This window comes from Burkholderia sp. AU15512 (genome assembly GCF_002223325.1).
In the GTDB taxonomy this organism is placed as follows: domain Bacteria; phylum Pseudomonadota; class Gammaproteobacteria; order Burkholderiales; family Burkholderiaceae; genus Burkholderia.
The window spans coordinates 987,746-1,000,910 of record NZ_NKEX01000008.1 but is presented as its reverse complement, the minus strand read 5'-3'; the positions used below and the strand labels follow the sequence as shown (position 1 = coordinate 1,000,910).

Genomic DNA, 13,165 nt, shown 5'->3' with positions numbered 1-13,165 from the left:
CATGACCCCGATCTACCTGAAACCGAACGTCGTCTTCGAACCGCTGGTCAATCAGTGGTATGCGTGGACGTTCCTGCTGCAGCCGGCGACCTGCGCGCTGGTGATGAAGCAGGTGCACCTGCGCATCATGGAATCCTTCATCCGCGCACCCGAGCTGCACCGGCGTTCCGCCGCGAAGATGGCCGGCGGGCCGTTCCTCAACGGCGGCCGGGAGCTCGTGCCGGCGGTCGACGCGCTGATCCGCGACACCCGCACGCGCGCCGCGCCGCTGCTGGCGCTGGCGGACGCGCTGCGCGAGCTCGACGAGCTGCTCGCGCGGGAAGGGGGCGGCGACACGCTGTCGCCGCTGTATGCGCGGGTGCCCGAGCCGTTGAAGGGTGTCGTCGAGCTGGGCTACGACCTGCGCGGCCACGCGTCGTACCGGCTGTTCGAGCGGCTGCTGTACGACAGCGCCGGCTATCTCGACGCGCTGCAGAGCGTGAACGGCTTCCTCGCGACCAGCGACGACCGGAGCTTCATGCTCAGCACGCCGCGCTTTCCCGACGAGCACATGGTGCAGATCCGCCTGCCATTCCGCGACGTGCTGTACGACGAACTGTTCGCGGCCCGCCACGCGGGCGCCGCGCCGGACCTGATCGATCGCCTGCTGGTTCACGCGGAGGGCGGTGCCGAGCGGCGCGCGGCGCTCGAAACCTGGTTCACCGACGCGCCGCCGCCGCGCCCGCCGTCGGCGCCGGCGCGTGCGGGGCAGCCGGTGCGGGTGCGCTACTTCAACCATGCGACGGTGCTGGTCGAGACCGCGGAATTTTCGCTGCTGACCGATCCGATCGTCGGCTATCCGCTCGGCCAGGGCGACGATCCGTTCACGTTCGCGGATCTGCCCGAGCGCATCGACTACGTGCTGCTGACCCACAACCACCAGGATCACATCGTGCTCGAGAGCCTGCTGCAGCTGCGGCACCGGATCGGCACGCTGGTGGTGCCGCGCAGCCACGGCGGGTTCCTGCAGGACCCGTCGATCCGGCTCGCGCTCGAGGCGTGCGGGTTCGAGCGGGTGGTCGAAGTCGGCGAGCTGGACAGCGTGCCCGTGCCCGGCGGCGAGATCGTGGCGCTGCCGTTCCTCGGCGAGCACGGCGATCTGCATATCGCCGCGAAGATGGCGTTCGCGCTGAAGGTGGACGGCAAGAGCATGCTGTTCGCGGCCGACTCGAACAACCTGCAGCCGGAGCTGTACCAGCGCATCGCGCGGCGCATCGGCCGGATCGGCACGCTGTTCATCGGCATGGAATGCGAAGGCGCGCCGATGTCCTGGCTGTACGGCGCGCTCCTGAACGAGCCGCTCGGGCGGCAGTTCGACCAGAACCGCCGGCTGAACGGCTCCGACTGCGCGCGCGCGTGGCCGCTGGTCGAATGCTTCGCGCCGCGCCAGGTGTTCGTCTATGCGATGGGCGCGGAGCCGTGGCTCAAGTTCATCTCCAGCATCGAATACGCGCCGACGTCGCTGCCGATCGTCGAATCGGACAAGCTGATCGCCCGCTGTCACGCGCACGACATCCAGTCCGAGCGGCTGTACCTGAAGAAGGAAATCATCCTCTGAGCGTGGGCGGCCGCGCGGCCGCCCGCATCGTTTCGTGTCGTCTCGTCTCGTCGAATCGTCGAACCAGGAACCCACTCCCATGCCGGATCGTCATCCGTCCCGTGTCGCTGCCGCCTTCAAGATGCTCGCCGCCACGGCCGTGCTGTTGCTGGTGATTGCCGCGGGCCTGCTGTATTGGGCGCTGCCCGCCGCCACCGGCTACGCGTCGCACTACCTGTGCGTGCGCGTGCTCGCCGGCGGCGACGGCGATGCACGTGCGCTGTTCGCGCGCGAAGTCAAGCCGATCAATCCGTTGTTCAACTTCGTCACGTACCGGATCGACCGTGCGCGACAGACCGTCGAGGCCGCCGGGCTCGGCGTGTTGCGTTCGACGGTCGCGCTGTACCGGCCGGGCCTCGGCTGCACGATCGCGCCGGCCGGCGCGATCGACGCATTGCGCGCGGATGGCCGCGGCCTCGCGCTGCCGCCCGCCGCGGCCGATGCCGGCTACGTCGACCACTACGGCAACGCCGACGATGTCGCGCCGGCCGATCCGCTGCCGGCGCTGAGCGCCGTGCTGGATCGCGCGATGGCGGAGCCGTCGCCCGCGTCGCTGCGCAACACGCTGGCCGTGGTCGTGCGGCAGGACGGCAAGCTCGTCGGCGAGCGGTACGCGCCGGGCGTCACGGCCCACACCCCGTTGCTCGGCTGGTCGATGACGAAAAGCGTCACCGCGTTGCTGGCGGGCGTGCTGGCCCGCGACGGCAAGCTGACGCTCACGCAGGATCACCTGCTGGACGACTGGGCGCAACCCGGCGATCCGCGCCAGGCGATCCAGTTGCGCAACCTGCTGCAATGGACGAGCGGGCTGGATTACCAGGAAGGCTATCTGCCCGGCTCGGACACGACGAAGATGCTGTACCAGTCGACCGACATGGCGCGCTTCGTCGCGAGCCGGCCGCTGAAGGTCGCGCCCGGCCGCGAGGTGGACTACCAGAGCGGCGGCAGCGTGCTGGTCGCGAAGATCGTCGCGCGCGCGATCTCGCCGCGGCCGCTCGACATCGTGCCGTTCGCGCGGGCGCGGCTGTTCGAGCCGCTCGGCATCCGCACCGCGATGATGGAGCCCGACGCGTCGGGCACGCTGGTCGGCGGCAGCTACATGCTGGCGTCGGCGCGGGACTGGTCGAAGCTCGGCCAGTTGATCCTGCAGCAAGGCGTGTGGCGCGGCACGCGCATCGTCGAGCCGGACTGGGTGCGCTTCATGGCGACGCCCCAGGCGGCGCGGCACGACGGCCGGCTCGGCGCGCATCTGTGGCTGAACGCCGGCGTCGGCGGCGCGCGCCGGTTTCCGTCGCTGCCGGCGGACCTGATGATGATGGACGGCTTCAATCACCAGCTGGTGGTGATCGTGCCGTCGTGCCGCGCGGTCATCACGCGGCTGGGCGCGACGGTGGACCACAGTTGGGATACCGAACGTTTCGTCGCCGACGTGATGGCGAGCCTGCCGGGCTGTACGGGCCCGGCAACCACGACTGCCGCGAGGTAAGCGCATCATGAAGATCATCGTACGTGACGCCGTGGCCGCCGATACGCCGGCCCTGTGCGAACTGTTCCTGCGCTCGCGCCGCGAGACCTTCGTCTGGCAGCCGGCCGGCACGTTCCAGCTGGCCGATTTCGAGGCCCAGACGGAAGGCGAGCGGCTGAGGGTCGCCGAGGACGACCGCGGGCGACTCGCCGGCTTCGTGTCGGTCTGGGAGCCCGACCATTTCATCCATCACCTGCACGTGCACCGGTCGCACCACCGGAGCGGCATCGGCCGGGCGCTGCTGCGCGCGTTGCCGGGCTGGCCGGCCACGCGTTACCGGCTCAAGTGCCTGCGCGCCAACGTGCCGGCGCTGGCGTTCTATGCCGCGTGCGGCTTCGTCGAGATCGGCGCCGGCAGCTCGGAAGACGGCGAGTACCTGCTGCTCGAGTCCGGCGGCAAGGACGGCCGATGACCGTCCACCTGCGGTACTGCCTGCAGCAGGCGGCGTTGTGGGGCACCTTCGGCCTCGTGCTGCCGGTCGTCACGTTGTTCCTGCTGCACAGCCATTTCACGCTGTTCGAGATCGGGCTTTACGCGGCGGTGTTCAGCCTGTCGACCATCGCGCTGGAACTGCCGTTCGGCGCGATGGCCGACCGCGTGGGCCGGATCCGGACCTATCGCGTCTCGCTGCTGATGAACAGCATCGGCTGCGCGCTGATGCTGTGCTTCAGCCAGAAGCCGGTGCTGTACCTCGCCGCGGCGAGCTTCGGCGTCGCGCGCGCGATGAGTTCCGGCACCGTCGACGCGTGGTATGTCGGCCTGCTGCGCGAGCATGGCGAGACGAACCGGATTCCTTATTTTCTCGGCCGCGCGGAGCTGGCCTCCGCGCTCGGGCTGGCGAGCATGTCGCTGGTCGGCGGCGTGCTCCCGGACCTGATCGGCAGCCGGCTGTTCGACAACCCGTACCGGATCGGCCTGGCGCTCGCATGCGGCCTGTTCATCGTGCTGCTGGGCCTGACGTCGTGGTTTTTCGCCGAGGCGGAGCAGGCGCCGCCCGAGCCCGCGCCGGCCGGCCGGATGCGCGACGATCTGCGCGAACTGGTGCGCTTCGCGTGGCATGGCGGCGCGGTGCGGCCGCTGATCCTGCTCTGCATGCTGCTCGGCGGCGTCGTGTCGGTGCTGGAGAGCTACTGGCCGGTGGTGCTGAAGACGCTCGTGCCGATGCATGGCGCGACCTGGGCGTTCGGCCTGTTCCTCACGCTGATGCTGGTCGTCAAGGGCGCGGGCGGCTGGGTGTCGTATCGCGTGATGAAGCATTGCGCCGCACGGCCGGCGCTCGCCGTGTCGCTGCCGTTCGCCGGGCTCGCCGCGAGCCTCGTACTGACGCGCTGGGCGAATCACGTGGTCGCGTTCGGCGCCGTGCTGAGCGGGGTCGCGCTGTTTCTCGGCATCGCCGGCGCGGTGGTCAACGCGGTGCTGCATCACCGGACGCCCGATGCGTTGCGATCGCGCGCCGTCTCGTTCTTTTCGCTGGTGTTCCAGCTCGGCAGCATGATCGCGTCGATCCTGCTCGGCTACCTGGTCAGCCAGTGGGGCGTGCAGGCGGTGTGGTGCGGCGTCGGCGTGCTGGTCGCGGCGGCGGCCGGGTACGGCGCGTCGATCGGCGGCTGGGCCGCCGACCCGATGGAGGAGGCGAAGACGACGGCGCGCGCGTAGGCCGGGCGCACCGTTTCGATTCATGTGTGATGCGTCATGCGGAAGCGGCAATTTTTGTGTTTGTCACCCCACGATAGCCAAGGAGATCGACTTTGAAACAGGAGATGCGCATCGCGATTCACGAGACGCTGGAGGCGCTCGTGTCGCAGTACGGGACAGCGGAGCTCGAACGCGTGATCGAGTTCGTCGACATCAACACGGGGCGGGTTCCGCTGCCCGCGTTGCCGAAACATCAGCGGCCGCTGCTGTTCTATTTCCCGGGGCTGGACGGCAAGCCGTGGTACGAGGCGTCCGATTATCCGGCGCTCGAGGCGTTCACGTCGACGCTCGAGGCGTCGGTCGACGTGCTGCGCGAGGAGTTTCTCGCCCAGGTGACCACGCCGATGCTGCTGCCGTACGAAGAGCAGGTGGCAGGGCGTTTCGAGTCGATCCGGCGCAACGACTGGGGGTCGTTCTATTTCAGGCGCAAGGGCGAGCCCGAGGTCGAGGAGAATTGCCGCCGCTGCCCGCGCACCGCGGCGCTGATGCGGCAGGTGCAGGACTTCCTCAGCCCGAGCGGCGCCTTCATCTTTTCGGTGATCCAGGGCGGGACGCGGATTCCGCCGCATACGGACACGACGAATCTCAAGCTGACCTGCCAGCTTCCGCTGATCGTGCCGCGCGGCTCGCGGCTGCGCGTCGGCGACGAGATTCGCGAGTGGCCGGACGGGCGCGCGATCATTTTCGACGATACGTTCGAGCACGAAAGCTGGAACGACAGCAACGAGCCGCGGGTTTGCCTGCTCGTCGACATCTGGCATCCGGGCATCACGCGTATCGAGCGGGATGCGGTGGAGCGGCTCGACGCCGCGATCAGCGAGCATCTCGGGCTGGATTTCCGGCCGCCGTGGGCGGAAGCGGCCGCGGCGTAAGGCGGGGAGGGGCGGCCGGCTGCGGCCGACCGGTCGCCTTTTGACGATCGACCGATGGCAGTGTGACAGGGGTGCCGACGCGGTTTTGCGCGGAGCCGTTGTCGAATCACGCGCCGCATCCGGCAATCGCTTCGACAGTCGTGCATTGGCCGGAGCGCTTCGAGGCCGTGCTCCCGCCGCGGCCTGGCGATCCGCAGGCGAGCCTGTCGGGTCGTCGATTCAGCCGTGCCGCCGCTCGCCACGGTTCCAGCCTGCCGGCCGCCACATCCTGAATGACCTGGCGAACCTGCACGGTTCGCGCATCGTCATCCGTTCCGTGGCGGCCATGGCAGCCGGCTTCCGCCGGGCTCCCTACGGCATCAGCCGGTCGAGCAGCGGCGACCGGAAGATCCGGTGCGGGTCGTAGCGTTCGAGGGTCGCGCGCGCCGTATCCCAGCTGCTCGACGCCGGCTGGCCTTCACGATGCAGGTTCGGAATCGTGGTGGTGAGCATCGTGTCGTCTTGCCAGGCGGCCGTGTCGGTATAGGCCCAGCCCTTCGACCATTCGGGGCGCACCGTCGCATACGAGCCGGTGTAGTTCGCGAGCATCCATTGCTCGATCTCGCGATAGAAGCGATCGGCGCCCGGCGTGCCCGGCAACGTTAGGATGTCGAACCACACGGCGGTATCCCATTCCGGCCGGTCGGGGCGCGGCTTGAGCGCGGACAACGCCGGCACGGCCGCGCCCGCGCCGGCATCGGCCGGCTTGTCGAGACCGGTGACGCGGATCTCGACGGGACCGTTCATCGGATACGCGTTGCGCGCCTTGTACGCGTCGACGCGGTTCTGATAGAACTGCACGAATTCGCTGATCACGCGCTGCACGTCGGCGCGCCGCGCCAGCACCGCGTAGCCGTTCGCGGTGACGCGCAGCGTCGTCGGCCGGATGTACTGCAGCACGGTGCGCGACCAGCCCCAGATGTCCCCGCTGAGGGTGAGTGCGAGACCGGCCGTCGTGATGGCGAGCTGCGTCTGGCCGAACAGCGGCGTCAACGCGCCTTCGCCACCGATCACGATCCGCTTGACGAGATCCGAGATGGTCTGCGAGATCGAATCGGAGAACGGATAGTTGTACGGCTGCGTGACGGCGCGCGACAGGAGCGGCTTGCTGGGCGTCGGCGTCCAGACCTTGAGCCACGGCTTGGTCGTGAACGGGAACCAGATGGCTTCCACCCGGCCCGAGCGATCGAGAAACGACGCGATCGTGCGGCCCGTCGAGCCGGCCGGCGCAAACAGTTCGGATGCCGGAATATCGACGTAGCTCTGGCAGCGCAGCCGCTGGTTCGGGCCGGCCGTCAGCGTGACTTCGACGACGAACGCCCGCCCGATGTGCGCGAGGAACGCGCCGATCTCGGGATCGCCGCGCTCGAACCGGCGCAGCACGTATTGCTGCCGGGCCGGATCGAACACGACCGCGGTGAGCGCGACCACGAGATTGCTCAGCGAGCCCCAGGTATGGCCCGGCTGCAGGGTTTCACCGGCCGCCGGCACGGCGGTGCCGTGTGCATCGATCGCGAGCGCGCCGCCGAGCGTGATGTCGCCCGGTGCCGGCGCGGCAATCACGCCGAGGCCATATTGCTCGAGCGTCGCGAGCAACGACTCCAGCGAGACGCCTGTCTGGGCGGTGACGCGCGCCGGACGTGCGGACGTGTCGACGGAGACGGCCGTCAGCGACTTCGTCGTATCGAGCAGCACGAGGTTCGCGGCGCCGGCGCCCGGGTCCAGCGTCAGCGGCGACCAGTTGTGCATGTAGCCGCGCGGGCGTATCCGGTAGCCGTTCGCGCGCGCCCAGTTGACGGTCGCGACGACGTCGTCGGCGGAGCGCGGCGCGGCGGTCCATACGTCCTGCACGGCGATCTCGCCGCTCCAGTTCTGGAACGCCTGCTTGTAAAGCGGGATGTCGGCCGGGAAGCCGGGCGGCGTGTCGCCGGCCGTCCGCGCGTGTGCCGCGATCTGGTAGAGCGGTGTCCAGCCGGTGACGATGCCGGCCGCCGCGAGCTTCGCCATGTCGGCCAGGAAGGCGCGACGCGGCGCAGGTTCGTCTCGGAAGTCGTGACTCATGGTGTGCTCCAATTTTTCGGCATTGTTTTGAAGATTGGAAAGACGACAAATGACGCGTTGAGACTGGTGTGGCAATCGATGCAGGCGTGACGCTCGGGAAGCGTCGCGCTCGGGTCGGGCAGGATTGAAAAATAACGATGCGTTCGGCAATGCGCGACCGCGCATCGCCACGGGCGTCTAAAAGGAAATCGAAAAGCCGCCGGGAGATTGCTGCAATTGGCCGTCGGCCTGTTCTGTCGACGAGCGGATAGGGAAATTCGACGGAATCGCGTGCGGCGAAGCGCTAGCCGTGGCGATCGATAAAAGATGACTTCACGTGAATATTAATCGCCATGTTTCGATTTTTTAAATAAACCCGGCCGCAATTCAAGGTTGATTGAAGGTGTGTCGTATATTTCGGTCGAAAGCGTAACAATTTATCTATCGGGTGACAAGCCGCGGAGTTGACGAATTTCGAGTCATTTAATATGGAAATTTTATGGCGGAAAATGGCTTCGTCCTTTGTGGGTATTTTGCAACACCGGTCTCGGAGACCCGCAACCGTGGGCTTGGAGCGGAAATTATGCTTCGCCGCCGCGCATATTGAATCGATTGTTGAGCGAATCGAAATAACTTCCGGAAGATATGACTTGAAACCAGATCGATAAGCAGGGTACGGGTGAAATCCGACAATTCCTCTCTCGAATGGCGCTTCCGGATGAAAATTCGTGGTATGCGTCGCCGGGGCGATTATTACCAAAGTTCGTGGTAAACGGAGGTTGATTTATTCGTGCGTTGATAATAATGACGATGAGTGGCTTGCGGATTGATCGATTTCCGGTTAGCGGGCGATGTGGTTTTAAAAAATGGATGTCGGGTTAACTGCAAATGTCTTAAATCATCGCTATCATACGCGGCTGGGATATACATGGACCAAATTCAATGGAAAGAATCGTTTCGCTTTTTGATCGCGATTTTTCGTTGAATTCGCCGGGAGCGCGCCTGCTTCGAGCCGGCGCCGGGTTGTCCGATTCAGGTCTTCAGCACGTCCGGCGGCGGCGCGTTTTCGTCCCGCCACGCGCATCGACCGAAATGGACGTTTCGGCTGCTGGCAGCGTCGCCCGTCATGAACGTCCATCGATGCGACGCCCGCCGCCTCGCGCGGTTCGATACGGAGGAAACATCGTGCCGGTTTCCCGTTCGTCATCGGTCGGTTCGATCGTCGGTGACGCGGCGGCGCTCGCCGTGCCTGACGATCGTTCGTACGCGCATGGCGTGTTCCGGATCGCGCGCCGGCGGCGCGCGTTGCCCGCCTGATAACGCGTGCGACACAGCGCGACCCGACGCGCGCCGCGCCAACCGTGCCGGCTCGCGCGCGCCGGCGTGGCGCCAGGTCCTCAAGCACGCACAACAAGGAGAGTCAGATGTTCTCGAAGCTCGGGAAGGTGATTTCGAGCGCCGGCAGTGAGCGGTTCGCATCCGACATGCATGCATTGCTGGTCGAATCGATTCCGCTCGCGATCACCCGGATGACTGAATGGACGCTCGACGAGCCGGCGGGCGAAGTCGTCCGCGTGCAATCGCTCGGCGCGTTCGGCGCGCCGGGCGGCGACGGGCGCGGCGCGCCGGCCGCGCACGGCGAGCGGGAACCGGCCGCGCATCCGCCGTTGAACCGGATTCTGGCGGCCTGCGACCGGCAGCTCATTCACATCAATCCGCTGTTGCGGCGTGGCAATGGCGGCGACGTCGCGCCGCCGCGCGGGCCGGGCGGCGGATTTCAGTGCCATCTCGTGTCGGGCAAGGCGAATCGCCGCTACGTGATCTCGCTGCATCGCACGGCATCGCATCGCGACTTCTCGTTGCAGGAGATGTCGTTCCTGAAGAATTTCGCCGATACGCTGCTGCCGCTCGTCGAGTGGCATGCGTCGACGCGTCGGCACGGCACGCTCGAATGCGTGACGGCGCCCGGTGCGACGGCAGGCTTGCCCGGCGTCGACGCGCTGCGCCATGAGTTCGAATCGCGGCTCGCGCGCGCGCGGGTCGTGCTGTCGGCGCGTGAAAACGAAGTATGCCTCGGCCTGCTCGCGGGCAAGATGCTGCGCGAAATGGCCGGCGAGCTCGGTGTGAAGGAAAGTACGGTCGAGACGTACATCAAGCGCGCCGCGGTGAAGCTCGGCATCAGCGGCCGGCACGGGCTCACGAAATGGATGATCGACGATTCCGTCCCGTGCGCGTCGGCGGCGTGACGCCGACATGCCGCCGACGTGCGACGCACGCCGCCGGCCGACTGGCCGGGATGGCTGCCGCACGCGCCCGCGCCGACGCGAGTCGTCGCGGGCGATGACGACGATGTCACCGGGTGCGGCAGCGCGGGTTGCGGCGCCGGCTAGATTGCCGACGTGCGACGCGAGATGGAAACCGGCGGCAGTCGTCCCATGGAGTTTCGCGCGTCGCCTGCGCCTGCGTCGGCGTCGCGCACGCTGAAGTGCCTGGCGGGCCGCACCTGACGCGCGCCGCGCCGCCGGATGGGCCCGTTCGGGCCGAGAGCCCTCAGGTTCCGATGCGCGGCGACGCGTAGTCGCGCCGCACGCTTCGCATGCCGTCCCCGCCCGCTTCCGTCGCGGCCCCGGCCGTCTCGTCGAGCATCCAGCGCGTCAGGCCATGACGCCCGCTGAAGCCCAACTTGACGGCGGCCCGCTTCAGGTAGGTCTCGACGGTGCTTTCGCGCAGCGCGAAACGCATGGCGATGGCGGGCACCGTGTCGCCGGCCAGCAGCGCCGTGCATGCCTCGATCTCGCGCGTGGACAGCTTGACGCCCGCTTGCCGCAGACGCTCGGCGAACCGCCGCGCCACGCGCTCCCGGCCCGATTGCGTCGCCGGCGGCGCGGCGAGCGTCACCTGGGCGGGCGGCGGCGTCGAATCGAGCGCCGCGACATGGCTCTCGACGATCGGAAACAGCACGTGCGAGAGTTCCTTGAGGAAGGTCCGCTCCTGCGGCGAGAAATCGTCGAACGTACAGGTGCGATACAACGAGATCACGTAACAGTGGCCCCGCTTGCGGGTCACGAGGTGAAATTGCGCGTAACGCGGCGACACGACCGCCGCCTGCATGACGATGAAGCGGTCGAGTTGCGCGTGGATCGGGCCGTGGCCGGCGAGCGTGTCGTCGACGTGCAGGGGGCTCGCCCCCGGGCGCGGCGGCATCTGCGGCCCGCAACAGGCAGCGGCCACGCCGGCCTTCGCGAGCGCCGCGCCGACCGCGCCGAGGCTGCGCACCGCGGGATGGCCGTCAGGTGAGTCGTCGACCGCCAGCTCCGCAATGCGGATCTCGTCGACGGGGACCGCCGCGGCGATCAGGTTGTACATCATTCGGGGGAAACGTCGGCTCCCGCTGCTCGAGATCGCTTCGCCGACGTGTGCGAACAATCTGCTGAACTCCATGAAAGGATTCCTGATGAGACGTTGAAGCTGCGCGTGCGCGCATGGATGCCGACGTGATTTAAACACCCGCGTGCGAATGCGTCTGTAACGGTTTGCCGGGACAGACGCATCGCCGGTCGTCGAATCCGGTACGGCGCACGGCGAGCGTTCCGCCCGTCTGCGACGGACGGCGCGCATCGTGTCCCCATCAGGATCGCGGCTCATCCGGCGGCTTCGGCCGGGACGGCGCACACGGCCGTATCGGAGAAGATGCGGCCGCTATCGAGGCGAATGACCCGGTCCGCCAGCTTGAAGTACTGATCGTCGTGGGTAATGATGACGACGCATTTCCCGCGGGATTTCAGGTCGGGAACCAGCACCTCATAGAAAAATCGCTTGAAGACCGGATCCTGATCGGCGGCCCATTCGTCCAGGATGTAAATCGGACGATCCTCGATGTACGCGCAAAGCAGCGCCAGGCGCTTGCGTTGCCCGGTCGAGAGCGCGCGGGTGGTCGAGTAGGTGCGGCCGGAAATCTCGATCTTGTCCGCCAGCTTCAGGGTGTCGAGGTACTTCCGGGCAAGCTCGATGCTGTCATTGCCGCGATCCGGCCCGATGATGCGATTGAACAAATGGAAATCGGTGAAGACGGCGGAAAACAGGTTTCGGTAGCGTTCCCGGGCATCGTCGTCGATGACTGTTCCGTCGAGGGAAATGGTGCCGCCGGTCGGCGCATAGAGGCCGCTGAGGACCTTGCCCAACGTGCTCTTGCCGCTGCCGTTGCCGCCGATCACATAGACGAGTTCTCCGGCATGAATCGTCATGTTGATGGGGCCGAGCACGAAGTCGGCCGACGATTCATTGTCGCGGTAGTTCATCGTCACCTCGTTCAACTCGATGACCTTCCATGACTTCGGCGATGGGGATGCCACGGCGCCCGGAACGGGCGGCTCATTGCGTGCGTCCTGCGTGTCGTCGATCAGGAAACCGAATTCCGCCAGCCGGGCGAGCGCGGTCTTGCCTTCGGCCACCACCGGCAGGATATTGATCAGCATGGTCAAGGGCCCCATCATGTAGAGCACGGCCAGGATGCTCGCCGTGAGGACGGACGGATCCACGACGCCGAGCGAAGGCACGCCGAACAACAGGAAGCCGAGCAGCACCGCGACGGTGATCTGGCCGATGCTGTCGCCGCTCATGAACCAGAAGCGTTCGATGTAGTTGAATCCCGCCACGCGCTTCGATGACAATTCGATCGCGGCCCGGGTGAACCAGCGGCGCCTCGCCCGGTTGAGCTTGAGTTCCTTGATGCCGAACACGAGGCCATGCGTGTATTCGTTGAACTGGACGAATTCATCGCGAACCCGCTCCGTGAAATTGACCGCCTTCCGATAGAAGAACAGGTAAAGCACGAGGCCGACGAGGGTCAGGATCATCGTCGACGCGAAAACGATCCACGAGAGATAGGCGAGATAGACGATGCTGCAGATCAGCACGACGGATTGAACGATGATCGTCGGGATGGTGAGCAGCGTCTGGCTCAGTTGCGGAATGTCCTGCGTCAGCATGGTCAGCACATGGGGGGCGCCGCGTCGGTCGATTTCGTCGAGCGGGGTCGCCAGGATCCTTTTGCACAGGTTGACGCGCAATCTCGTCATGACCTTCATGCACGCATAGGACGGCATCACGGCCGCGCCGCTCCTGCAGACCACCGCGATGACGTTCACCGCGATGAACATCAGCAGCAGCGTCTGTCGATCGGACGGGTCGTGCAGCACGGTGCTGATCAACCCGACGCCCACGATCGACGCGATGCCGCTGACGAGGCCCGTCAGGACCGTGCCCAGCGTCAGCCAGGGATGACTGCGCCACATCAGGGTGACGGCGGAATGCCAGGGCGGCGATTTGCTTTGAGCGGAATCCATGAATGGCCAATAG

At 66.8% G+C, this 13,165-nt stretch carries 10 protein-coding genes; 7 read left to right on the top strand and 3 right to left on the bottom strand.

Going from position 1 to position 13,165, the window contains the following annotated elements; all coding sequences use genetic code 11:
* Position 1 precedes the first annotated feature (1 nt).
* The 5 genes from CFB43_RS36530 to CFB43_RS36510 all read left to right on the top strand — a co-directional run bounded on the left by CFB43_RS36530 (position 2) and on the right by CFB43_RS36510 (position 5,728).
* Positions 2-1,597, top strand: coding sequence for an MBL fold metallo-hydrolase (locus CFB43_RS36530; RefSeq protein ID WP_256990203.1), 1,596 nt, complete (start codon positions 2-4; stop codon positions 1,595-1,597).
* Between the two features lie 79 nt (positions 1,598-1,676).
* The gene (locus CFB43_RS36525) at positions 1,677-3,122 is read left to right on the top strand and encodes a serine hydrolase domain-containing protein (RefSeq protein WP_089498899.1); all 1,446 of its coding nucleotides are present in this window, start codon (positions 1,677-1,679) and stop codon (positions 3,120-3,122) included.
* Between the two features lie 7 nt (positions 3,123-3,129).
* Positions 3,130-3,573, top strand: coding sequence for a GNAT family N-acetyltransferase (locus CFB43_RS36520; RefSeq protein WP_089498898.1), 444 nt, complete (start codon positions 3,130-3,132; stop codon positions 3,571-3,573).
* Positions 3,570-4,817, top strand: a complete 1,248-nt coding sequence (locus CFB43_RS36515; RefSeq protein WP_089498897.1) for an MFS transporter — start codon at positions 3,570-3,572, stop codon at positions 4,815-4,817. The genes CFB43_RS36520 and CFB43_RS36515 overlap by 4 nt, the downstream gene beginning before the upstream one ends.
* A gap of 92 nt (positions 4,818-4,909) precedes the next feature.
* A complete protein-coding gene (locus tag CFB43_RS36510; protein WP_089498896.1) occupies positions 4,910-5,728 on the top strand; it encodes an aspartyl/asparaginyl beta-hydroxylase domain-containing protein in 819 nt (272 codons plus the stop codon).
* 351 nt (positions 5,729-6,079) lie between these two features.
* Here CFB43_RS36510 and CFB43_RS36505 read toward each other — a convergent pair whose 3' ends face one another.
* Positions 6,080-7,828, bottom strand: coding sequence for a cholesterol oxidase substrate-binding domain-containing protein (locus CFB43_RS36505; protein WP_089498895.1), 1,749 nt, complete (start codon positions 7,826-7,828; stop codon positions 6,080-6,082).
* A 1,164-nt stretch (positions 7,829-8,992) separates the two neighbouring features.
* Here CFB43_RS36505 and CFB43_RS39085 point away from each other — a divergent pair.
* Positions 8,993-9,124 carry a hypothetical protein gene (locus CFB43_RS39085; RefSeq protein ID WP_256990202.1) on the top strand — a complete coding sequence of 44 codons (132 nt, stop codon included), beginning with the start codon at positions 8,993-8,995 and terminating at the stop codon, positions 9,122-9,124.
* A gap of 107 nt (positions 9,125-9,231) precedes the next feature.
* Positions 9,232-10,053, top strand: coding sequence for a helix-turn-helix domain-containing protein (locus tag CFB43_RS36500; RefSeq protein WP_089498894.1), 822 nt, complete (start codon positions 9,232-9,234; stop codon positions 10,051-10,053).
* 304 nt (positions 10,054-10,357) lie between these two features.
* On the opposite strand, the gene CFB43_RS36495 is transcribed toward CFB43_RS36500, so the two are convergent.
* Both CFB43_RS36495 and CFB43_RS36490 read right to left on the bottom strand, forming a co-directional pair.
* Positions 10,358-11,452 (bottom strand): helix-turn-helix transcriptional regulator, encoded by a 1,095-nt coding sequence (locus tag CFB43_RS36495; protein ID WP_256990201.1) that lies wholly within the window; start codon positions 11,450-11,452, stop codon positions 10,358-10,360.
* Positions 11,449-13,152: a cyclic peptide export ABC transporter gene (locus CFB43_RS36490; protein ID WP_089498892.1), complete on the bottom strand. Its 1,704-nt coding sequence runs from the start codon at positions 13,150-13,152 to the stop codon at positions 11,449-11,451. The genes CFB43_RS36495 and CFB43_RS36490 overlap by 4 nt, the downstream gene beginning before the upstream one ends.
* Between the last annotated feature and the right edge of the window lie 13 nt (positions 13,153-13,165).

Excerpts from the sequence above, each read along its gene's own strand:
- CFB43_RS36530 (WP_256990203.1), top strand. The coding sequence starts at position 2 with ATGACCCCGATCTACCTGAAACCGAACGTCGTCTTCGAACCGCTGGTC.
- CFB43_RS36525 (WP_089498899.1), top strand. The coding sequence starts at position 1,677 with ATGCCGGATCGTCATCCGTCCCGTGTCGCTGCCGCCTTCAAGATGCTC.
- CFB43_RS36520 (WP_089498898.1), top strand. The coding sequence starts at position 3,130 with ATGAAGATCATCGTACGTGACGCCGTGGCCGCCGATACGCCGGCCCTG.
- CFB43_RS36515 (WP_089498897.1), top strand. The coding sequence starts at position 3,570 with ATGACCGTCCACCTGCGGTACTGCCTGCAGCAGGCGGCGTTGTGGGGC.
- CFB43_RS36505 (WP_089498895.1), bottom strand. The coding sequence starts at position 7,828 with ATGAGTCACGACTTCCGAGACGAACCTGCGCCGCGTCGCGCCTTCCTG.
- CFB43_RS36500 (WP_089498894.1), top strand. The coding sequence starts at position 9,232 with ATGTTCTCGAAGCTCGGGAAGGTGATTTCGAGCGCCGGCAGTGAGCGG.
- CFB43_RS36495 (WP_256990201.1), bottom strand. The coding sequence starts at position 11,452 with ATGAGCCGCGATCCTGATGGGGACACGATGCGCGCCGTCCGTCGCAGA.
- CFB43_RS36490 (WP_089498892.1), bottom strand. The coding sequence starts at position 13,152 with ATGGATTCCGCTCAAAGCAAATCGCCGCCCTGGCATTCCGCCGTCACC.